The organism is Streptomyces sp. ISL-11, from assembly GCF_018614525.1.
Taxonomy (GTDB): domain Bacteria; phylum Actinomycetota; class Actinomycetes; order Streptomycetales; family Streptomycetaceae; genus Streptomyces.
Genome location: NZ_JAGGOL010000017.1, coordinates 131654 through 152922 on the forward strand (window position 1 = coordinate 131654; position 21269 = coordinate 152922).

20 protein-coding genes are annotated in these 21269 nt (G+C 72.5%); 9 read left to right on the top strand and 11 right to left on the bottom strand.

The features are described from left to right. Nucleotides 1-123: 123 nt before the first annotated feature. From J7E86_RS05020 to J7E86_RS05040, 5 genes are all read left to right on the top strand, one after another. On the top strand, nt 124-708 hold the full coding sequence (locus J7E86_RS05020; protein WP_215080149.1) for a hypothetical protein: 585 nt from the start codon (nt 124-126) through the stop codon (nt 706-708). A gap of 32 nt (nt 709-740) precedes the next feature. Beyond that, on the top strand, nt 741-1595 hold the full coding sequence (locus J7E86_RS31530) for a papain-like cysteine protease family protein (RefSeq protein ID WP_285439640.1): 855 nt from the start codon (nt 741-743) through the stop codon (nt 1593-1595). Nucleotides 1596-1610: 15 nt separating this feature from the next. Then, nucleotides 1611-2492: a hypothetical protein gene (locus tag J7E86_RS05030; RefSeq protein ID WP_215080151.1), complete on the top strand. Its 882-nt coding sequence runs from the start codon at nt 1611-1613 to the stop codon at nt 2490-2492. Between the two features lie 168 nt (nt 2493-2660). Further along, on the top strand, nt 2661-2870 hold the full coding sequence (locus J7E86_RS05035; protein WP_215080153.1) for a hypothetical protein: 210 nt from the start codon (nt 2661-2663) through the stop codon (nt 2868-2870). A 139-nt stretch (nt 2871-3009) separates the two neighbouring features. After that, nucleotides 3010-5454, top strand: a complete 2445-nt coding sequence (locus J7E86_RS05040) for a SpoIIE family protein phosphatase (protein ID WP_215080208.1) — start codon at nt 3010-3012, stop codon at nt 5452-5454. Nucleotides 5455-5468: 14 nt separating this feature from the next. On the opposite strand, the gene J7E86_RS05045 is transcribed toward J7E86_RS05040, so the two are convergent. Then, nucleotides 5469-6002: a GNAT family N-acetyltransferase gene (locus J7E86_RS05045; protein ID WP_215080155.1), complete on the bottom strand. Its 534-nt coding sequence runs from the start codon at nt 6000-6002 to the stop codon at nt 5469-5471. A 535-nt stretch (nt 6003-6537) separates the two neighbouring features. Here J7E86_RS05045 and J7E86_RS05050 point away from each other — a divergent pair. Together J7E86_RS05050 and J7E86_RS05055 are read left to right on the top strand one after the other, a co-directional pair. Further along, complete coding sequence (locus tag J7E86_RS05050) at nt 6538-7167, top strand: hypothetical protein (protein WP_215080156.1); 630 nt, start codon at nt 6538-6540, stop codon at nt 7165-7167. Further along, nucleotides 7167-7538 (top strand): hypothetical protein, encoded by a 372-nt coding sequence (locus J7E86_RS05055; RefSeq protein WP_215080158.1) that lies wholly within the window; start codon nt 7167-7169, stop codon nt 7536-7538. The genes J7E86_RS05050 and J7E86_RS05055 overlap by 1 nt, the downstream gene beginning before the upstream one ends. Nucleotides 7539-7562: 24 nt before the next feature. On the opposite strand, the gene J7E86_RS05060 is transcribed toward J7E86_RS05055, so the two are convergent. The 9 genes from J7E86_RS05060 to J7E86_RS05100 all read right to left on the bottom strand — a co-directional run bounded on the left by J7E86_RS05060 (nt 7563) and on the right by J7E86_RS05100 (nt 16552). Next, nucleotides 7563-8792 carry a cytochrome P450 gene (locus tag J7E86_RS05060; RefSeq protein WP_215080160.1) on the bottom strand — a complete coding sequence of 410 codons (1230 nt, stop codon included), beginning with the start codon at nt 8790-8792 and terminating at the stop codon, nt 7563-7565. A gap of 84 nt (nt 8793-8876) precedes the next feature. Next, on the bottom strand, nt 8877-9404 hold the full coding sequence (locus tag J7E86_RS05065) for a DUF6125 family protein (RefSeq protein WP_215080162.1): 528 nt from the start codon (nt 9402-9404) through the stop codon (nt 8877-8879). A gap of 4 nt (nt 9405-9408) precedes the next feature. Beyond that, on the bottom strand, nt 9409-11109 hold the full coding sequence (locus J7E86_RS05070) for an AMP-binding protein (protein ID WP_215080164.1): 1701 nt from the start codon (nt 11107-11109) through the stop codon (nt 9409-9411). Continuing rightward, entirely contained in the window at nt 11106-11354 is a 249-nt protein-coding gene (locus J7E86_RS05075) for an acyl carrier protein (RefSeq protein ID WP_215080166.1), read from the bottom strand. The genes J7E86_RS05070 and J7E86_RS05075 overlap by 4 nt, the downstream gene beginning before the upstream one ends. Before the next feature lie 5 nt (nt 11355-11359). Continuing rightward, entirely contained in the window at nt 11360-11857 is a 498-nt protein-coding gene (locus J7E86_RS30760; RefSeq protein WP_215080168.1) for a PaaI family thioesterase, read from the bottom strand. Nucleotides 11858-12044: 187 nt separating this feature from the next. Further along, nucleotides 12045-13244 (bottom strand): ferritin family protein, encoded by a 1200-nt coding sequence (locus tag J7E86_RS05085; RefSeq protein ID WP_215080169.1) that lies wholly within the window; start codon nt 13242-13244, stop codon nt 12045-12047. A 35-nt stretch (nt 13245-13279) separates the two neighbouring features. Beyond that, nucleotides 13280-14677: an MFS transporter gene (locus tag J7E86_RS05090; protein ID WP_215080171.1), complete on the bottom strand. Its 1398-nt coding sequence runs from the start codon at nt 14675-14677 to the stop codon at nt 13280-13282. 486 nt (nt 14678-15163) lie between these two features. After that, nucleotides 15164-15796: an AAA family ATPase gene (locus J7E86_RS05095; protein WP_215080173.1), complete on the bottom strand. Its 633-nt coding sequence runs from the start codon at nt 15794-15796 to the stop codon at nt 15164-15166. 9 nt (nt 15797-15805) lie between these two features. Further along, nucleotides 15806-16552 carry a 1-acyl-sn-glycerol-3-phosphate acyltransferase gene (locus tag J7E86_RS05100; RefSeq protein ID WP_215080175.1) on the bottom strand — a complete coding sequence of 249 codons (747 nt, stop codon included), beginning with the start codon at nt 16550-16552 and terminating at the stop codon, nt 15806-15808. 422 nt (nt 16553-16974) lie between these two features. Here J7E86_RS05100 and J7E86_RS05105 point away from each other — a divergent pair, with 422 nt between their 5' ends. Continuing rightward, nucleotides 16975-17631: a CBS domain-containing protein gene (locus J7E86_RS05105; RefSeq protein WP_215080176.1), complete on the top strand. Its 657-nt coding sequence runs from the start codon at nt 16975-16977 to the stop codon at nt 17629-17631. Nucleotides 17632-17819: 188 nt separating this feature from the next. On the opposite strand, the gene J7E86_RS05110 is transcribed toward J7E86_RS05105, so the two are convergent. Beyond that, nucleotides 17820-18728 (bottom strand): universal stress protein, encoded by a 909-nt coding sequence (locus J7E86_RS05110; RefSeq protein WP_215080178.1) that lies wholly within the window; start codon nt 18726-18728, stop codon nt 17820-17822. 285 nt (nt 18729-19013) lie between these two features. Here J7E86_RS05110 and J7E86_RS05115 point away from each other — a divergent pair, with 285 nt between their 5' ends. Then, on the top strand, nt 19014-21260 hold the full coding sequence (locus J7E86_RS05115) for an ATP-binding domain-containing protein (protein ID WP_215080210.1): 2247 nt from the start codon (nt 19014-19016) through the stop codon (nt 21258-21260). The last annotated feature ends 9 nt before the right edge of the window (nt 21261-21269 follow it).

Below are 21269 nucleotides of genomic sequence, written 5' to 3' on the forward strand. Positions count from 1 at the left end.
ACGGCAGGGGCCCCGGTGCGGACCGGCCCCTGCCGGCGGAAGGCCGCCTGAACCACCCCTTGACGGCAGGGGCCCCGCGGGGGGCCCCTGCCCCCTCCCCACTCACACCGGAGCCACCCCCTCATGCGCCATCGCCGCTCCACGGCAGCGGCCGTCACCCTCGCGGGCCTTCTGGTCCTGGGGCCCGCGGCAACCGCACACGCCCACGGCGACACCATCCGCCTGACCGTCACCGGCATCACGGCAGGCCATCCCACCACCAAGGCGACCTGGGAGAACGACGGCGACCCCGTGGACGAGAAGGTCGCCGGCACCCTCACCGCGACCTCGGCCGACGGCACCACGCTCGGCCCCTGGCGGTTCGTACCGGTGCCCGGCCGGCTCGGAACCTTCACCACCGCCGAGGCGCTGCCCGCCGGCCACTGGACCCTCACGGCACAGACGGCCTTCCCGGCGCTCGGCCGCACCGAACACCGGGCCGAGGTGACCGCCGCGTCCCTGGCCGGTCCGACCGGCGTACCGGCGGGTCCGCCCACACCGTCGCCCACCGCGACGGCCGAGGCCACGCCGCCGGACTCCCGTGCCGCGTCCGACGGCGGACCGGGGCCCGGCGCGGTGACGTACGGCGTCGCCGCCCTGGCCCTCGCCGCCGTCGGCGTACCGGCCGCGCTCTGGCTGCGGCGGCGCCGCACCCGCCGGAGCGCCTGACCGACATCCGATCAGCAGAAGGAAAACCCCCCATGCGCAGACTCCGCAGGCCGGCCCGCATAACGGGCCGCGGAAAGACCCTCCTCACCACCATGGCCGCCGTCCTGTCCGGCGGACTCCTGATGGGCATCGCCCCCGAGGCCCAGGCCGCGGTCACCGGCACGGTCACCGGCGGACAGGGCAACTTCAGCACCGTCAACCAGCGCTCCCTGCCGTCCGTGTCCTCCAACATCACCGGCACCTCACAGGTCGGCAACCGCGTCTCGATGTCCTGCCGCACCACCGGTGACGTCGTCGAGAACAACTCCCGCTGGATCTGGTCCGGCACCTTCTACATCGCCGACGCCTTCATCCGGGAGGACACCGGCGGACTGCCGGTCTGCAACTCCAGCCAGCCGGCCGGACAGAAGCTCCTGAACATCGGCATGCAGAAGCAGGTCCGGGACCAGTGGTGCTGGGACGCCTCCGGCCTGACCATCGCCAACTACTGGGGCTACACCAATGACAACCAGTACGACTTCTGCCGCCTGGCCGCCCAGGGCAACAGCGGACTGGACTGCAACAACCGGCCCGCCACCCTGGGCGACATGGCCAACGCCCTCCACAACATGGGCTTCCGCAACAGCGGCACCGACCTCTACCGCAGCGCCTCCTTCGGCGAGACCCAGAACGAGGTCGCCAACGGGCGCCCGTTCGCCGTCCGCATCGGCTGGACCTCCGGCGGCGGCCACATGAACGTCGTCTACGGCTACGACAGCGGCAGCAACATGGTCGCGGTCGGCGACCCCTGGCCCAGCACGCAGACGTACACCTGGTGGAACTACTCCACCTACGCCGGAAACAACTCCTTCCGGTGGACCCACACGCGCATCGGCATCCACGGCTAGAGGAGACGACCCACCATGCACCGTACGAACCGACGCGCCGCCACCCTGTTCGCGGCCGCCGTCGCCACCCTCTGCACAGTCGTCCCCGCGCAGGCCGCCGACACCCCCACCACGCCCGCCCCCACCGACTACGCCTCCGCTCAGCAGGCGCTGCGCTCCGGCCAGGTCCACGACACCGTCTCCCGCTTCCTGACGGCCGCCGAGCAGCGGACCCCGGCCGCCGGTGCGGACGGCGGCACGGCGGGCGCCCCGCGCGGCCTCGCGCAGGCCCCCGCCGCCGCGCCAGGCTTCGACCTCAAGAAGCCGGTGCCGCTCTACGAGCTCGCGCCCGGGTTCGTCACCGGCAAGGACCGGCCCACCGCCGGGTCGGCCCTGCGGCTGTCCTACCTCGCCTCCCGCGTCTCGGCCTCCAACGGTCACCAGGCCGCCGTCCTGCTCGCGCCGGGGAAGCCGGGCAAGGACGACGGGTCCTGGCAGCTGGCCGGCATCCGGGACGGCGACGCGGACATCAGTGCCGCCGAACGCGGCACGGACCGGGCGCGCACCTTCATGGAGCCGCAGATCCACGCCTGGTACCGGCTGACGGACGGCGGAGCCGTCGAGCCGCTCAACAAGGAGGCCGGCGTGGCCCTCCAGGGCAAGCCGCGCGTCACCCTGGCGGCGTACCAGCAGCTCGTCACCAAGCGCTACGGCGACAAGCTCCCCGGCTCGTCCTACGACCGCAAGGGTCTCGCCGGCGGCTACGCCCTCGCCGAGGACCAGTCCACCTCCACCTCCGCCTCCGCCGACCCGTCCGGCCCCTCCCGCCCCTGGGTGCCCGCCGCCTCCGGCGCGGCCGTCCTGGCGGCGTCGGGCGCGGGGGTCGCGCACCTGCGCCGCCGGCGCCGCTCGGCCTGAGCCCACCCGGCGGCTTCCGGTCTCCCGACGGGTGGCCGGAAGCCGCCGGGCATGCGTGCGGAACGAACCTTCGCCACTCGTTCGTGTTGCCGCGCGCGGGTTTGGCGCGGCCATGCAGGGCAACGCGAGGGAGGTGAACCCCGCCCTCGCGGAAGGAGTACCACCCTCATGGTCGTCGTCGCCCTCCTCCTTCCCCCTCTGCTGTTGTGCGGGATCCTCGCGATGGGCCGCTACGAGGAGCGCCTTCTGGGGGCGCCCGACGCCGACGCCGACACTCCGCGCCACGGCCGGCGCCACCTGCGGGTCGTCCCGGGCCCGCCCTCCCGTGAGCCGTCCCCGGCGGATTCCGGCGAGGACCGGGCGCGGCACGCCGCCTGAGTCCCCTCCGGCCCCGGCCCCCCGTGCCGCGTGTGTGAGAAGCGCCGATGTCGGACACCCGTCACTGTGGAAGGGGGAAGGACCGCACCGGCGACGGTCGGCGGCCCGCGGAAGGAGGCCGGTGGTGACGGACGCATCGATGACGCTGTTCAGCGAGAGCCCGGAGGACCCCTTCTCGATCGGCCGTGCGGCCTCCGCGGTGCTGGACCACCGGGGGACGGTCGTCGGCTGGGGGCAGCGCGCCGAGGACCTGCTCGGACACCACGCCGACGAGGTGCTGGGCCGGCCCGCGGCCGAGGTCCTGGTGGCCCCCGGCGACAAGGAACTGCTCGCCGAGGCGGCGGCGGTCTGCCGGCGGGAGCGCGGCTGGTTCGGCGTCGTACCCGTCGTCCACCGTCAGGGGCACCGCGTGCGGCTGGGCGTCCGCGCCCGCTGCGTCACGCGGGACGGACCGTTCTGCGAGTGGTTCCTGGTCGGCGCCCCGGCGGAGGACGTCGTCCAGTGGGAGACCGACCGGTCGGTCCTGGACGGGCTCTTCCGGCGGTCGCCCATCGGACTCGCCGTCCACGCCCCGGACCTCACCGTCCTGCGCGTCAACCGGGCCATCGCCCACATCGGGGGCATGCCGGCCGAGACGACGCGCGGTCACCGCATCGGGGACTACCTGGTGGCCGAGGACGCCGAGACGATCGAGGCCCGGCTGCGCCCGGTCCTGGAGACCGGCCGTCCGATGATCTTCACCGAGCAGTCCTGCCGGCTGCGCTCCGATCCGGCGCACGTACGGTACGTCTCCGTCTCGGCCTTCCGTACCGAGGACTCCGCCGGCCGGGTGCTGGGCGTCACCCAATTGGTGGAAGACGTCACCGAGCGCCACCGGGCCCGCCTCCGGCTGGCGCTGCTCAACGACGCCGGCGCCTGCATCGGCACCACCCTGGACGTCGGGACGACCGCCCGCGAGCTGGCCGACGTGATGGTGCCCGAGCTCGCCGACTGCGCCACCGTCGACCTGCTCGAACCCGTCAGCCGCGGTGAGGAGCCCTCCCTCGACGGCTTCGGTCCGGTGCGCAGGGAGGCCATCGCCTCCGTCGTCCCGGGCGCCGAGGACGTCCTGTACCCGGTCGGCGGGCTCATCCACTTCTCGCCGGGGACTCCCCAGGCCCGCTGTCTGGACGAGCGGAGCCCCATCCTCGTCCCGCACGTGGCGGGCACCGCGGGCCTGGCCGCCGTGGCGCAGGAACGGGCCGAGGGCGCCCGGAAGCTCGGCGTCCACTCGGTGATGATGGTTCCCCTGGCCGCCCGCGGCCTCGTCCTCGGATTCGTCACCCTCTGGCGGGCCCGCTGCCCGGCCGCGTTCGAGGACGACGACCTCACCCTCGCCGGAGAGTTCGCCGCCCGCGCCGCCGTGTGCATCGACAACGCCCGCCGCTACACCCGGCAGCATCAGGCCGCCCTGTCCCTGCAGTGCCGGCTGCTGCCGGGCGAACTGCCCGAGCTGCCGGCCGCCGAGGTCGCCCACCAGTACATCCCCGCCGGCGCGGTGGAGGGCGTGGGCGGCGACTGGTTCGACGTCATCCCCCTCTCCGGCGCCCGCGTCGCCCTGGTCGTCGGCGACGTGATCGGCCACGGCATCGACGCGGCGGCCACCATGGGCCGCCTGCGCACCGCCGTGCACACCCTGGCCGAACTGGACCTCGATCCCGAGGAGGTCCTCTCGCACCTGGACGACCTCGTGCACCGCCTGGCCGCCGAGCAGGCGAGCAACAGCCGGGACTTCCCCAATGACCAGGTCACCGGCGCCAGTTGCCTCTACGCGGTGTACGACCCGGTGACCGGATGCTGCTCGCTGGCGCGCGCCGGCCATCCGCCGCCCGCCCTGGTGACCCCGGACGGCCGGGTGAGCTTCCCGGAGCTGCCCGCCGGTCCGCCGCTCGGACTGGGCGGCCTGCCGTTCGAGGGCATGGAACTGCCACTGCCCGAGGGCAGCCTGCTCGCGCTCTACACCAACGGGCTCATCGACACGCGCACCACCGACGTGGACGATGCGCTCGCCCGCCTGGCACACGAACTCTCCGCGCCGGCCCGGCCCCTGGAGGAGATGTGCAAGGCCGTGGTGGAGGCGATGCTGCCCGCACAGCCCGACGACGACGTCGCCCTGCTCATCGCCCGTACGCACGTCCTGGCGGAGGACCGGGTCGCCACCTGGACCCTGCCGGCGGAGGCGCGGGCCGCGGCACAGGCCCGATCCCTGATGAACGACCAGCTCAGCGCCTGGGGCCTGGAGGACATGGCCTTCACGACCGAGCTGATCGTCAGCGAGCTGGTCACCAACGCCTACCGCTACGGCGACGGTCCGGTGACCCTGCGGCTCATCCTCGGCCCCTCCCTGATCTGCGAGGTGTCCGACACCAGCAGCACCGCGCCGCACCTGCGCCGCGCGCGCAGCACGGACGAGGGCGGCCGCGGCCTGTTCCTGGTGGCCCAGCTCACCGAACGCTGGGGCACCCGCTACGGGGGCGAGGGGAAGACGGTCTGGACCGAACAGCCGCTGCCTGCGTCCGCGCACCCGCGGGGCGGCGACGTCTGAGCCCCCCGGAAGACCTATGCCTCGAACTCGGTGAGGTCGATGGCGTGGATGTGCAGCGCGTGCCCGTACACCGGGTGGACCGTCTCGCGCTCCGGCGTCATGCCGAGCTTGCGCACGATGTTCTCGGAGGCGTCGTTGCCCAGCCGGTCGACGCTGATGACGCGGTCGAGGCCACGGTCCTGGAGGGCGAACTCCAAGGTGGCGTGGGCGGCCTCGGAGGCGTAACCCTGCCCCCAGAACTGGTGGCCGAGCCGCCAGCTGATCTCCACCGCGGGCAGGACCTCCGGCAGGTACTCCGGCACGGACAGGCCGACCGCGCCGGCCAGCTCACCGGAACCGAGCAGTTCGACGGCGAAGACGCCGAAACCCTCCTCGTCCCAGTCCTCCTCCCACCGCTCGATGTCCTCCGCCGTCTGCTCCAGGTCGCGGGGCGACCCGTCGCCGATCCAGTGCATGACCTGCGGGTCCGCGTGGATGTCCGCCAACGGGACGAGGTCGTCGTCGTGCCAGCGGCGGAGGATGAGGCGGGGGGTGCGGATCTCGGTCATGGCGCCCATCCTGCCCAAGACGCGCGCCCGGCGGTAATCGGCGCGGGCCCCCGCCGCGCCGCCGGAGCGGGGCGGGGGAAGCGCGGCACGGGAGAGTCGTGCACCGCCGCGCCGGCGGTGTGGGGCATGTCACGGCCGCGGCGGCGCGCCAGGGGCGGCCGGCGCTCCCTCGGCAGACGCCCACACCGTCATGCACGCGATCGAGCGCCAAGGCAAACACGCGTCCGCTGACGACACGGCGGCGGAAGAGGTGACGGTGCGAGACACCCCATGTTGATCTTGCTTGTCTGACGACCGATTGATGAGCAAGATCGGTGAACGGCGGCGTGCGGGTGGATCGGCACCGCCCGCACCCGCACCCTCTCCCCGGCCGCCGCCCTGTTCCTCAAGCCCCACGCCCGCACCCGAAGCGCCCCCGGGGCACCCGTGTCACCGCACAACAGTGCCTGTTCACAAGGGAGTTTGGGCACATGGGCCCGGGCTACCCGGGCGCCATCGCCCCCCGACAGGCGGGGGCACCGGCGAAAGGCGACCCATGTCAACCGGCGCCATTCTCACCTTCGTTGTCGCCATGGCCGTCATCGTCATCGGCGTCGCCCTGGCCGTACGGGCCGTCGCGCGCGGCAGGGGCGGCGGCCGCCGCAAGCTGCGGCGGCGCTTCGGCCCCGAGTACGAAGCGGCGGTCGCCCGGCACGACGGCGACACCAAAGCGGCGGAGAAGGACCTCGACGAGCGGCTGCGCCGCCACAAGGACGTACGCGTCCTGCCCCTGCCGGCGGCGGCACGCGAGCAGTACGTCGCCCAGTGGGCCGGCATCCAGGAACAGTTCGTCGACGCCCCCACGCGGGCCGTCACCGACGCCGAGGTGCTGCTCGGCCGGCTCGCCGGCGAGCGCGGCTTCCCGGCCGGCGAGCGGGACGAACTGGTCGACGCCCTCTCCGTGCACCACCCCCGGACCGTCCACGGCCTGAGGGAGATCCACAACGCGTCGGCGCGGGCCCGGGCGGACCGGGCGCCGACGGAGGAACTGCGCGAAGCGCTCGTACGCGCGCGAGGACTCTTCGAGGAACTGGTCACGGCGCACCCCGAGGATCATCGCCCGCAGCGGCACGCGCGGCGGGGCGGCCCCGGGCAGGCGAAGGCGACGCGGAAGGAGAACGTGTGATGGACCAGCATGCCGGACAACGGCCGACAGGAGCGGGGACACCCGTCGAGACGGCGGGGGAGGCACCGCCCTACGCCGCGCCCGCCGCCGGCGCGACCGACGGACCCCTCCTGCCGGCGGCCGAGCGCGACGCGCTCACCACGCGGCTGCAGCAGGCCATGAACGGCTTCATCGACGGCCCGCGCGGCGCGGTCGAGGAGGTGGACACCGTCTTCGACACCCTCACCGCGCGCCTCGGCGACCTCCTCGGCGAACGCCGCCGCACGCTGCGCACGGCGTGGCACGAGGACGCGGCCCGGCCCGGGACGGAGGACCTGCGGCTGGTCCTCCTCGACTACCGCAGGCTCGTGGAGCGTCTGCTGTCCGTGTGAGCCGTCTGCCGGTGTTGCTCCCCGTCAACCGGTGAGCAGCACCGGCAACGCGCGGACGCTGTTGCTGACGAGGGAGGGCAGCGGCCGCAGCTCCTTCTCCGGCACGGCGAGGGCGAGGCCGGGGAAGCGGTCGAAGAGGGCGGGCAGCGCCACCTCGACCTCCAGGCGGCCGAGCGAGGCCCCCAGACAGAAGTGGGGGCCGTGGCCGAAGGCCAGGTGCCGGGAGGAGTCCCGGGTGATGTCGAACCGTTCGGCGTCGGGGCCGTGGAGCACCTCGTCGCGCCCGGTGGCGCCGTACGCGGCGAGGATGGCGGCGCCCTCGGGGATCACCGTGCCGCCGACCTCGATGTCCTCCGTGGCGAAGCGGAGGGGGAACCGGCCCACCGGGGCGTCCCAGCGGAGGGTCTCCTCCGTCACCGCGCTCCACGGTCGCGTGCCACTGCGGGCCAGGGCCAGCTGACCGGGGTGGGTGAGCAGGGCGCGCACGGCGTTGGTGATCAGATTGAGGGTGGTGTTGTGGCCCGCGACGAACATCAGCAGCAGGGTGCCGACCAGCTCCTCCTCGGTCAGCCGGTCGCCCTCCTCGCGGGCCGCGATCAGGTCGCTCGTCAGGTCGTCGCCGGGGTTCTCCCGCTTGGCGGCTATCAGGGAAGCGAGCCCCGCGTACATCGAGCGCTGCACCGACAGGACCCCCGCACGGTCCATGGTCGTGTCGGTCATGACGGCGGACAGCGCGTGCAGCTCCTCGCGGCGCTCCCCGGGTATGCCGAGGAGTTCGCAGATGACGCTGATCGGCAGGGGATAGGAGAAGCGCTGCCGCAGGTCCACCGGGCCCGGCGCGTCGGTGGCGAGCCCGTCGAGGAGGTCGTCGACGATGCGCTCGACGCGGGGCCGCAGCGCCTCGATGCGGCGGGCCGTGAAGCCCTGGGCGACCAGCCCGCGCAGCCGGCGGTGGGCCTCCCCGTCGGTGGCGGTCATGGCGCGCACGGTCACGAAGCTCAGCATCGGCCAGCTCTCGGGCACCTCGCCCCGCGCCCACGCCGCCCAGTGGTCCAGGCTCTTGACGACGCGCGGGTCGCCCAGGAGGCGTTGCAGTTCCTCGTGGCGGGTGACCGCCCACGCCGTGACGCCGTCCGGCAGCTCCACTTCGACCGCGGCGCCCAGCGCCCTCAGCCGGGCGTTCTCCCCGTGCTGGTCGAGCCCTTCGGGGGAGAGGCGGACGGGTGCGCGACGAACGGGCGTGTGCCGGGTCATGGGATCTCCAGGGGAGCGGCGGTGAGGCCGGCCGGGGTCCACGCGATCGGCCCGGAGGAGCCGCGGTGCACCCCGGGACGGGCGTCAACCGCCGGTCGGAGGAACGACTTTCAGGCGGTAGGAGCAGCTTCCGGTGTGGGCCATCTGGCACAGGCCCACACCCGGTTCGAGCGCGGTCGGCATGTCCATGGCCTGCAACCAGCCGGTGAGGCGCTCACCGGGACCGCAGTGGTAGACCTTGTCGATGCCGGCCTTCTTCACGCCCTTGTAGGCGAAGCACACCGTGACGTTCATGGTGTGCGTGTCACCCTCCAGGGTCTCTTCCGCCTCCAGCAGCGAGCCGAGGTAGAGGTCCACGGCGGTGGCGAAGAGCGTCCGGTACTGCTCGACGGTCTCCACCCGGGCGATGCCGAGACCGCGCATCAGCCGCCGCATCTCCTGGCGGCCGAACTCACGGACCACCTGGATGTTGGCCTCGTTGGCGCCGTCGATGCCGCGTGCCTGGGCGGTCTGGTAGTACCACAGGCCGTCGGTGGCCATCCAGGACCTCCGCAGGAGCTCCTCTCTCTCCGTGGCGCTCAGCGGGGCCGGGTCATGGGCGTTCTCGGTCATCGGATCACTCCACGGTGGCTTGATCGGTGGTCAGGGGCTGCTCCGCGTCCGGTGAGGCCGACGCCCACTGCTCGTAGACGGCCCGGGCTCCGTGTCGCAGCAGCTTCCCGCTCGACGTACGGGGCAGTCGGCCCTTGCGCACGAGGAGGACCTCCCGGGGTGTGATGCCCAGTTCGCTGGAGACGGCGTACCGTACGCGCGAGACGAGCTCGGACCGAGCGTACGGCTCGGTTTCCCGGGTTTCCACCATGACGACCAGACCGTCTCCGTCCGCGAACGGGACGGTCGCCGCCAGAGCGCCGTGATGCGCCACCCCCGGCAGACGCCCGGCCACCGACTCGATATCGCTGGCGTAGTAGTTCTGGCCGAAGACAATGATCATCTCCTTCTTCCGGCCGGCGACGTAGAGTTCGCCGTTCTTGCGGAAGGCGAGGTCGCCGGTGGACACCCAGCCGCCGTCGCCCACGGTGGCCCGGGTGGCCGGCTCGTTGGCCTCGTAGCCGCGCATCACCGAGGCGCCACGGATGTGGATCTCCCCCACCGCGGCGTCCGAGTGCAGCACGCCGCCGCCCTCACCCACCAGCCGGACCTCCGTACCGGTGACCGGCACCCCCACCGAGACGATCTCCCGGCAGTGACCGCTGTCCGGGCCGCCGAATTCCACGATGCCCTCGCCGAGCATGTCGCGCCGCACCCACACGCTGCGCACCTCCCGCCCGGTGGGCGGAATGGTGACCGCGAGCGATCCCTCCGCGAGCCCGTAGACCGGCAGGAACGCCGTCCGGCGGAAGCCCGCCGGGGCGAAGTGCGCGCAGAACCTCCGCATCAGCTCGGCGTCCACCGGTTCGGCACCGTTGAGCGTGAGGCGCCAGGAGGACAGGTCCAGTTCGCGTACGGCCTCCGCGGGGACCTTGCGCAGGGCGTGGAGATATCCGGAGTTGGGCGCGGCGCTCAGCGTCACCCGCTGCCGGCTGATGACGCGCAGCCACCGCCCGGGGTCGCGCAGGAAGTCCTCCGGCGGCATCAGACACGTGTCCGCACCGGCCAGCACCGAGGACAGCAGGGCCCCGATCAGTCCCATGTCGTGGAACAGCGGCAGCCAGCAGCAGCCGACGTCCGCGTCGGTGAGACCGATCCCCTTGGTGATCGCCTCCACGTTCGCCAGCAGGTTGGCGTGGGTGAGCACCACGCCCTTGGGGTCCTCGCTGGTGCCGGAGGTGTACTGGACCAGGGCGGGGGCGTCCACCCCGACATCGGTGTAGACGGCGGACGAAGCCGGTACGGCGGCGATGTCCAGGACGCGGAACTCCTCGCCGTCGCCGCCCAGCACCGGCCCCAGCAGGCTGCCCAGCGCCGCGTCGGAGAGCACGACGCGGACCTTCGACTGGCGCATCGCGATCACGATGCGCCGCATGTGGATCTCCAGTGACGCGAACCGGGCCGGGGGCGGCACCGGCACCGGTACCGCCCCCGCCGCGAGCACGCCGAACAGCGCGCGGGCGAAGTCGATCGAGGTGGGCAGCGCGATGGCCACCCGCTCGCCCGGCCGGACCCCGCGCTCCAGCAGACCGCACGCCACGCGGCCGGCCTGGGCGTACAGCTCGTCGAACCCGGCGCGCTCCCGCTCCCGGTCGCCGCGGAACAGCCGTACGCCGTGCCCGGTGCCGCGCTCCGCCACATCCCTGAGCGCCGCCGTCAGGGTCACGTGGCGGCTCCCTGCCGGCAGAGCCGCTCGACCAGGTCCTGGAATTCGCCGACGGTCTGCAGCCGGAAGGTGGCATCGTCGTCGATCTCGATGCCGAACGCGTTCTCCGTCTCCAGAATGATCTGCAGAATGCGCATGGAGTCGACATTCGGCAGGGCGCGGAAGTGCTGGTCCGAGGTGAGGTCGGCCTCCGGTACGGACAGCTGCCGGCTGATGATGGCGCAGACGCGCGCACGGATGTCCATGGTGATCAATCCCCCTGTCGTGCCGGCCCGTTGGCGGAGCGCAGCACCTTGATGAGATCCGTGGGAATGCGCTCGGCGTTCTGCCCGAGCGCGTCCTCCGTCAGTAGGTAGAAGGTGCCGTCCGCCACGGCGACCGTCTCCCCGTCGCCGGTCTCGACCCGGCCGGTGGCCCGCATCGAGATCGCGTCCCGCTTGACGATCTCGGCGTACGCGGTGTGCTCCGTACCGGTCTCCATCGGCCGCGCGTAGCGGATCCGCAGACCGGTGGTGAAGGCGGAGACGCGGCCGGAGCGGTACACGGCCTGGGCCAGGGTCTCGTCCAGGATCGACGCGACGATGCCGCCGTGGACGATTCCGGGAAACGATTCGTAGTCCACCCCGAGCTTGACCCGGGTGGTGAAGACGTCACCGTGGCGTTCGAAATCCAGGCGCAGACCGATGGGATTCCTGGGGGCGCAGCCGAAGCAATTGGACTCGGTCTCCGCCGTCACGGACTCGGGCACTCCGGGCTCCTCTCGTCATGTCCTGTGGTCGTACTGTGGATCGACGAGAAGAACCGGCACGGAACGTACTGGTATCGGTTGTTCATTTCCCCCGTCAAACCTTTTCGGCACACCGGCGCCCGCCCGCTGGACCGGCACCGCCGAGGAGTCCCCCGACGGCCCCGGCCGCGACCGGGCGGATGTGGCGCTAGATGAGCGTCCGCAGCTTCCTCTTGATGTCCCTCGACGACTCGATGCTGTCGTCCTCGGCCAGCCGGCGCACCATCGACAGGACCTTCTCGTCGGCGGCGTCCGTCGCGCCCGCCTCGACCGTCTCGATCCGGCGGATGCCGTTGGCCGACGTCGAGTGCGGGTAGAAGTGGCCGGCCGGGTGCTTGATGCCCTGGCTGCGGTCGGCCAGCCAGACGTAGGCCATCTTCAGGGCCGCGATCCGGCTCTCCGGGCCGCCGTCGCACAGCTCCTGCGTGAAGACGTAGAACGCCCGGGCGTGCCGGGACTCGTCACGGCCGAGCAGCTTCCACACGCGCTTGATGACGGGCTCGGTGGTGTCCGCCGCGAGCGCCTTGTACAGCTCGGCCGCGCGGCACTCGGAGATGATGTTCATCATGAGCGTGCCGGCGCGCGTGTCACCGATGGGGTACGGCTCCCGCTTGTACAGCGCGTGCTTGGAGCGCACCTTCACGCCCAGCCGGTCGAGGCAGCGGGCCTGGACGAGCGAGTGGCGGGCCTCCTCCGCACCCCACATCAGCGCCCAGGAGGAGAAGCTGGTCTCGCCCTCCCACTCCCGCAGGAAGTTGTGCGCGCCCGGCAGGGTGCCGAATTCGATGATCGCGGCCTCGGTGAGGAAGTCGATCTCGTCCTCGTCCAGCATCTCCGGCCGCATCCGGTCGAGGTCGAGTTCTTTCCAGTCCCACCGGGTGGTCTCGAACCAGTCGAAGATCTTGTTGTACGTCATGTCCAGGTAGTAGTCCGTGTAGTTCTCGTCCTGGACCAGTGAGTGGTAGGCGCGCATGCCGATCTCGGCCTTGTCGGTGAAGCCGTAACCGGCGAAGGCCGAGGGCGCGAGAATGTCCTCGACGTCCAGCGTCTCCGCCCAGCCGGGTACGCGCCCGCCGGCGCCTTCTCCGACGACGTACGCCCGGGTCTTGGCGAATTTCCGGTGACCGCGCAGTTTCCGCACGGCGTCGGGAGCGGAGGATCCGCTGCCGCCGACGAAGACCGCCGCGAGGACGTCTCCTTCGGCGAGTTCGTGCAGATAACGCTCGAAGGCGTCCGGCCGGGGACGGTCGAGGGCGATCTCGCCGAACCTGGCCAGGGACAGCTGTCCCTCCGGACGGATATCGGGCAGACAGTCGACGTAGGCTATTCGGGTACGGTTACGGTTCATGAGGCTTCCCCCTCGACCTCTGGTGGAGCTTTGCTTCACGCGGAATTCGGAGTGCGGGACGGCACGGTCCGCCGGTGCGGGACCGGAGACATTCCCACGGCCGTGACGGCGCCCAGGAGCATGAACACGCCGATGGCGATCCAGGCATGCCCGAAGGCGCGATGGGTCTGTTCGTACGTTCTCGGGGTGCCGAGCAGCGCCACCAGCAGGCTGATGCCCAGCACACTGCCGATCTGCCGGCTCATGTTGACCACCGCGCTGCCGGTGGAGAAGCGCTCCTGCGGCAGGTCGGCGGTGGCCGTGGACAGGATGGTCGGCAGAGCGAGCCCGACGCCCACCCCGCCGACGAGCCAGCCGGGCAGGAGCGTTCCCGCGTAGTGGGCTTCCTGTCCCAGCTGCCGCCACATCAGGGTCACGCCGACGACGCACAGCAGGCAGCCCGCGGCGACGAGCCGCCCGGGCGCCACGCGGCGCGCCAGCTTGCTCGCCGCGATCGCGCCCAACGGCACCATGAGCGGTCCGGGCGCCACCCCCAGGCCCGTACGCAGCGCCGAATAGCCCCAGACGTTCTGCATCCACAGGATCGCGCACAGCAGGTTCGCCGCGAAGGCGGCACTGAAGACGACCGCCGTCGCGTTGGACCAGGCGAACACCGGCACGCGCAGCAACGTCGGTTCGATCACCGGTGACGGGTGGCGCCTGGAGCGCAGCCAGAAGCCGGCGATGCCCAGCAGCGCCACCGCCACGACGAGGACCACCCGGACCGCGGACCAGTCGTCGATCTTCACCAGGCCCAGCGACAGCAGCCCGACGGCGACGGTCAGCACGCCCGCGCCCGCCAGGTCGGGCATCCGCGACGGCGTCTCGTCCCGCGAGGACGGCAGCTTGCGGGCCGCCACGACCAGGGTGAGCAGACCGACCGGCAGGTTCACCAGGAACACCCAGCGCCAGGAGGCGCTCACCAGCAGGCCGCCGAACACCGGCCCGGCGGCGGCGGCCAGCGCCGCGCTGGCCGACCAGATCCGCACGGCGCCCGGGCGTCCCTCGGGCGGGAAGACCGACAGCAGCAGCCCGAGACTGGCCGGTGTCAGCGCGGCGGCGCCCACGGCCTGCAGCACCCGGCAGGCGACCAGCATCCACAGCGAGTTCGAGGCGGCACAGGCACCGGAGGCGAGCGTGAAGAGCGCGACGCCGAGCAGGAACCCCTCCTTGCGCCCGTACCGGTCGGCGAGCCGGCCCAGGGGCACCAGCAACGCGGCGAAAATGATCGCGTATCCGTTGAGAATCCAGGAGAGATTGGACAGTGACTCGCCCTGGAAGTCACGCCCGATGTCATCAAATGCCACGTTGACGATGAAAAGATCCAGACCGGCCATGAACGCGGCGAGCGAAAGGATCGATAAGAGCAAGCGGGATTGACCCGTCGTCAGCATGGCTGGGATGCTAGTTGACCCGGCGGTAAGATCACAACTTTTTTGTTTCGGCGGGCCCTTCAGGATTTATGGAGGGGTATATTCACCCGCCGCCGCGATAAGTCATGACCGCTCACCGGTACGTGAAAAATCCGGCCGGAAGCACTCCGGAAATACGGGAACCGGAGATACCGCGCTCCCGTGCGCCGGGCGGTCGCGCCGCATTCGCCGCCCTCCCCTCGGCGGAAGCCGGACGGGCCCTTCGGCGTTCGGAGTTGACGATCGGGCGGCTGGTGTCCAGGAGACGGGAACGGGAACGGCCGTGCGCGCCCACGCGGGAAAAGGGATTTCCGGCACATGGAAAAGACCCTCCGCAATGATGCGCGGTCCCTCGCGCACACCCCGCCGTCGGCGGCCCCGGCGCGGCCGGACCACCGACACCGAGGTGGCGACAGGGAGGAGCCTCCGCGGGAACGGCAAGACCGGAACAGGACAGGCCGGCGCCGGTCAGTCGAACCGGATGTGCCGCGCCCCCGTCCACGCCCGCCGCAGGCGCCCCCGCAGGGCGCCGTCGGTGTTCGGTACGAGCGTCAGCCGGGCGGAGGCCGCGACGCGGTCGGCGACCTGCGGGACCGTGAGGTGATCGGTCCACACCTGCTCGGCGAACTCCGCGTCCCGCAGCCGTTCCAGGCACAGATCGAGTCTCGACACCGCGAAGCTCTCCCGGCGCAAGGGGGCGTCCCTTCCGGCGACGAACCGCACCGCGTGCCCGAACCCGCGCTCGCGCAACCGGCGCAGCACCGTCTCCCGCTCGGCCAGCAGCGCGAAGTGCGCCACCTCGTGGCCCCGTTCCCGCAGCCGTCCGACGATCTCCCGGAAGTACACCGGCTCCACGACCGTCATCGGCACGATCACGGCCCCCTCGTGCTCGCCGAGAGCCAGGTCCAGCACCTCGAACACGCCCTGCCGCCAGGCCGGCAGGTCCTGGAAATCCCTTCGCAGGGCCGGCGGCGTCATCCGGTGCAGGCCGAACCCCACATGCTCGGGATCGCAGAGGACGCTGCCGGGAAGCCGCCGCCGGATCTCGTGCGCGGTCTGAGTCTTCCCGCCGCCGAAGGGACCGTTGAGCCACAGGAGCATGGACCGACCCTACGCCGCGCGGCCCCGCGCGGGCAGCCTCGACGTGGTGGGGGCGGCGGGCCGGACCGGGAGGACGGGAGGCTGGTGCTCCGCCTTGGCCTCGGCCGCGTAGCGGTCGACGTACTCCTGCTCCGACAGTTTCAGGATCGCGTACATGAGTTCGTCCGTGGCGGCGCGCAGCACCTCGCGCTGCCCGTCCAGACCCGCGTAGCGGGAGAAGTCCAGCGGCTCACCGAAACGGATGGTGATCGGCATGACGCGCGGCAGCCGGCGGCCGATCGGCTGGGACTCGAACGTCCCGATCATCGCGCACGGGATCACCGGCGCCCCCGACCGTATCGCCATCGCTGCCACTCCGACCTTGCCCTTGTACAGCCGGCCGTCGTGCGAGCGCGTCCCCTCGGGGTAGATGCCGAGCAGCTCCCGCCGGCCCAGCACGCCCAGCCCCTCCTCGACCGCCGCCTGCGCGGCGTCCATCCCCGACCGGTCCACCGGGATCTGCCCGACGGCCCGGAAGAACGCCGCCGTGAGCCGGCCCTTGAGGCCCGGACCGGTGAAGTACTCCTTCTTGCACAGGAAGGTGACCCGCCGCTTGACCATCGTCGGCATGAGGAAGCTGTCGCAGAAGGACAGGTGGTTCCCCGCGATGATGGCCGCACCCTCGGTCGGCACGTGCTCCAGCCCCTCGACGCGCGGCCGGAAGATCCACCGCAGCAGTGGCACCAGCACGACGGCCTTGAACACGTAGTAGAACAACTCAGTGAGCCCTCTCTCCGGAAGCGACCCCCGCGCCGTGGGACGCTAATCGCCGGGAGCGATCAGCGGGAGAGTGCCGGTTGAGCCACCCGATCCGCACCGCCGCGGTGGGCGGCGGGGGTCGCGAGTTCCCCTACTCGTCGGTAGAGCGCCCGTGCGGGCCCCCGGAATCCGTGGGAGAAACGGCCCGGCCGCATGGAGTCCAAGGCGGTGACGGTGCGGGGGTGCCCCGGCGCGACGGCCGGATCGGGCGGTGCCGGGCCGGCCGTCGCGCACGGTCACGGTCACCGGGGGATACGCGACGGCCCGGCCGGCCGGTCGGCACACGGCGGCAGCGGAGCCGTGGTTCCGGTGCCCGACCGGCGATGATGGTGACGTACGGCGGCCGTCCGGCCGATCGTGGTCGCGGGGAATGAGCGGATATGCAGCACCTGGCCGTCAAGGACGTGATGACCTCGGAGGTCGTGCGGGTGGTACCCGAGACGGGCTTCCGCGAGATCGTGAACCTGCTGACCGAGTTCGACATCACCGCCGTCCCGGTGGTGGACGCCGAGGACCGGCCGGCCGGGGTGGTCTCGGAGGCGGATCTGATCCACACCCAGGCCGCGCAGGCCGACCAGCGCGGCCCGTCGCCCGCGCCGCCGCCGTCCGGCCCGCCCGCGGTCACCGCCGGACAGCTGATGACCAGCCCCGCCGTGTGCATCACGCCGGACGAGAGCGTGGTGGCCGCCGCCCGCCTGATGGCCACCCGCCACGTCAAGCGTCTGCCGGTGGTGGATGCCGACGGCCGGCTGATCGGCATGGTGAGCCGGGGCGATCTGCTGCGGGTGTTCCTCCGCGACGACAGGTCGATCCGCAACGAGATCGTGGAGGAGGTCCTCGTCGATGTGCGGGGGGTCAGCCCCGCGGCGGTCGGCGTCGAGGTGGAACAGGGCCAGGTGGTGCTCAGCGGCACGATCGAGCCGCCCGAGCTGGTGCCGCTCGTGCTGCGGCTGTGCCGGTCGGTCGACGGCGTCGTCTCGGTCACCGACCGCACGAACAGAACCGCTACGGGCGGGGAGCGGGCCCCCGGCTCCTAGGCCGTGTCGGCGGATCTTCGGCTGCGGGCCGGTCTTTGCCGCCTGCGGCGGCGAGCGCCCTGCGGGCGCGTCCTCAAACGCCGGACGGGCTGGGATCGGCTGAGCTCAGCCGAAATCAAGCCCGTCCGGCGATTGAGGACACCCGCCGCGCAGCGGTGGTGCGTACGACACGGCCCGCAGCCGCCCGCTCAGTCGTGCGGGGCCACCGCCACGGGACACGGCGCGTGGTGCAGGGCCGACTGGAGCACGGGGCCGATGGCCGGCGTCAGCGCCGGCCGCCGGCGGCGACGGCCGACGACGAGCAGTCCGGCCCCGGCCGCCGCCTGGGCGACCGCCCGGGCGGGGCTCTCCAGATACACGCTCTCCCGCACGCGCACCTCCGGGAACCTCTCGCGCCATGGGTGTACCGCGTCGCCGAGCGCCCCGCGCGCGTCGGCCGCCAGCTCCTCCGCGACGTCGGGGTCCACGCCCCAGGGCGCGTACGCCTGCGCCGGCAGGCTCCTGCCGTGGACGGCGTGCAGGGTCGCGCCGCGCCGCGCGGCGATGTCGAAGGCGAACGCGAAGAGGTCCTCGCACGGGCCGTGCAGGCCCAGGCACAGCACGACCGCGCCCTCGGCGGCCGGCGGAGGTCCTGCCGCCGCCGCGTCCCGGGGGGTGTCCTCCGGGAGGTCCTCCTGGGCGCGGACGAGGACCACGGGCCGGTCCGCCCGCGCCACCACGTACAGACCGATGTCGCCGAGGAAGAAGGCCCTGATCGGACTCATCCCGCGGGAGCCGAGCACGAGCATCTCCGATTCGGCGCAGGCCGCCACGAGCGCGGGGCCGGGGTCCTCCGCCGCGATGTCCCCGACGACGGGCAGCTCGGGAAAGCGCTGGTGGACGTCGAGCTGAGCACCGTCGACGATCCTCTTCGCCCAGTAATTGCGGTCGCTCCCGGCCGTGCCGTCCGTCGCCGGCTTCTCGGGGACGGAGAGCAGAATCCACGCGTGGAGCATCCGCAGCGTACGGTGGCGCAGCGCGGCCTCCCGGGCGGCCCACAGCGCGGCGGTCCGGCTTTCCGCGGAACCGTCGAGCCCTACCGTGATGACGGGATCCATGACCAGTGCCTCCGTCCCTTCGGCCGGCTTTCGGAGCACAAGGGCTTTTCGGCCTCTGCGTCCAGTCTGGACCCGTGCCCCGCGCGGACGGCAGGGGCACACCCGCCGACGCCTCCGGGAATGCAAAAACCCCGGACCCGTGTTGACGTCCGAGGTATTTCTCTGCGTATATTAAACGTTTCCCTGTCTTGCGTCCGACCGGCTGATCCGTCGGTCAACTCAAGGAGTGGGGAAGCTTTATGAGGCCATAATACCCGGGCGGGAGTCGAATTGTCAAACGTCGAAATGCGTGACGAGCAGGAATTCATTGACCTGCTGTACGAGCGCCTCGCCGAGCTGCGGACCGGAGCCGAGGCGGCGATGAAGGAGGTCCTGTCGGCGGCCGGCACCACCTTCCAGGCACGACTGGAGCGCGATGTGCTGGTGGCCGAGCAGTCCGGGCTGCTCGCCGCCTTCGACGCGGGGGAGAACGGCCTCTGCTTCGGCCGGCTGGCCTTCCGCGACGGCGCGGACCACCACATCGGCCGGATCGGCATCCGGCGCGCCGACGCCGACCACACCCCGCTGGTCATCGACTGGCGGGCCGAGGTCGCGCGCCCCTTCTACCTCGCCACCGGCCATACCCCGATGGGGCTGCGCCGCAGACGTCATCTCACCACCAAGGGCCGTCGTGTCACCGCCCTGCACGACGAGATCCTCGACCTGACCGACGACGAACGCACCGGGCACGAGGGCGCCGACGCGGACGCGGTGCTGCTCGCCGCGCTCGACGCGGCCCGCACCGGCCGGATGCACGAGATCGTCCGGACCATCCAGGCCGAACAGGACCGCGTCATCCGCGCCCCGCACCGCGGCGTGCTCGTCGTCGAGGGCGGCCCCGGCACCGGGAAGACCGTCGTCGCCCTGCACCGCGCCGCCTACCTGCTGTACGCGCACCGCGAACAACTGGCCCGCCGCGCCGTCCTCGTCGTCGGCCCCAACCCGGCGTTCCTCGGCTACATCTCGGAGGTGCTGCCCTCGCTCGGCGAGACGGGCGTCCTGCTCGCCACCCCCGGCGAGCTCTTCCCCGGCGTGACCGCGACCGGCACCGACACCGCCAGGGCCGCCGAGGTCAAGGGCGGCGCCGCGATGGCCGACGCCCTGGCCCGCTTCGTACGGGACCAGCAGACCCTGCCCGACCCCGTGATCGTCATCGACCACGAGGACGGCGAGCTGCGGCTCGACGCCGCCATGGCCGAGGAGGCGCGGCGCCGGGCCCGGGAGACCGGGCTGCCCCACAACCTCGCCCGTCCGTTCTTCGCGTTCCGCGTCATCGACGCGCTGACCGCGCAACTGGCCGACCGGCTCGGCGCGGACCCGTACGGCGGGCCGAACTTCCTGGGCCCCGACGACATCGCCCAGCTCGGCAAGGCCGTCGCCGCCTCCGCGGGCGTGCGCTCCGCCGTCGACGAGCTGTGGCCGGTCCGTACCCCGCAGGAGCTGGTCGCCGACTTCCTCGCCGACCCCGTCCACCTCCCGGAGGCCGACGCGGACGCCGTCCGCCGCGCGGCGGACCACGTCGGCGGCTGGACACCCGCCGACGTCCCGCTGCTGGACGAGGCCGCCGAACTCCTCGGCGAGGACGACTCGGCGGCCCGCGCCGCCGCCGACGCCGAGCGCGAGGAACGGATCGCCTACGCGCAGGGCGTGCTCGACCTGTCCTACGGCTCCCGTACCCAGGAGTTCGAGGACCGCGACGACGAGGACGCCGAGGTGCTGGGCGCGCACGACCTGGTCGACGCGGAACGGCTCGCGGAGCGGCACGAGGAAGCCGACCACCGCAGCGCCGCCGAACGCGCCGCCGCCGACCGCACCTGGGCCTTCGGCCACATCATCGTGGACGAGGCGCAGGAGCTGTCCCCGATGGCGTGGCGGCTGCTGATGCGCCGCTGTCCGACCCGCTCGATGACCCTGGTCGGCGACCCGGCGCAGACCGCCGAACCGGGCGGCTGCGGTTCCTGGGAGACGGCGCTCGCCCCGTACGTCGGCGACCGCTGGGAACACGTCAGGCTCGGCGTCAACTACCGCACCCCGGCCGAGCTCATGGAGACCGCGGCGCGGGTGCTCCGGTCCGCGGGCGTCCGCTGTGAACCGCCGCGCTCGGTCCGTTCCACGGGCGTACCGCCCTGGGCGCGCCGCGCGGACGACCTGACCGGCGCGGTCGCCGACGCCGTCGCGCGGGAGGGGCACGAGGATGGGCGGCTCGCGGTCATCGCGCCGCGCGAGCGTCACGCGGCCCTGACCGCCGTCCTCCCGGACGCCTCCGCCGGCGCCGCCCCGGACCTGACCCGCCCGGTGGTGTTGCTCGACCCGCGGCAGGCCAAGGGCCTGGAGTTCGACACGGTCATCGTGGTGGAACCGGCGGAGTTCGGGGTGAGCGACCTCTACGTCGCACTGACCCGGGCGACCCAGCGGCTGGGCGTGGTGCACGCGGGGGTGCTGCCTGCCGGGCTGGAGACGCTGTCGCCGGAGCCGGCCGGGCGGTTCACCTAGGCCCGGCCG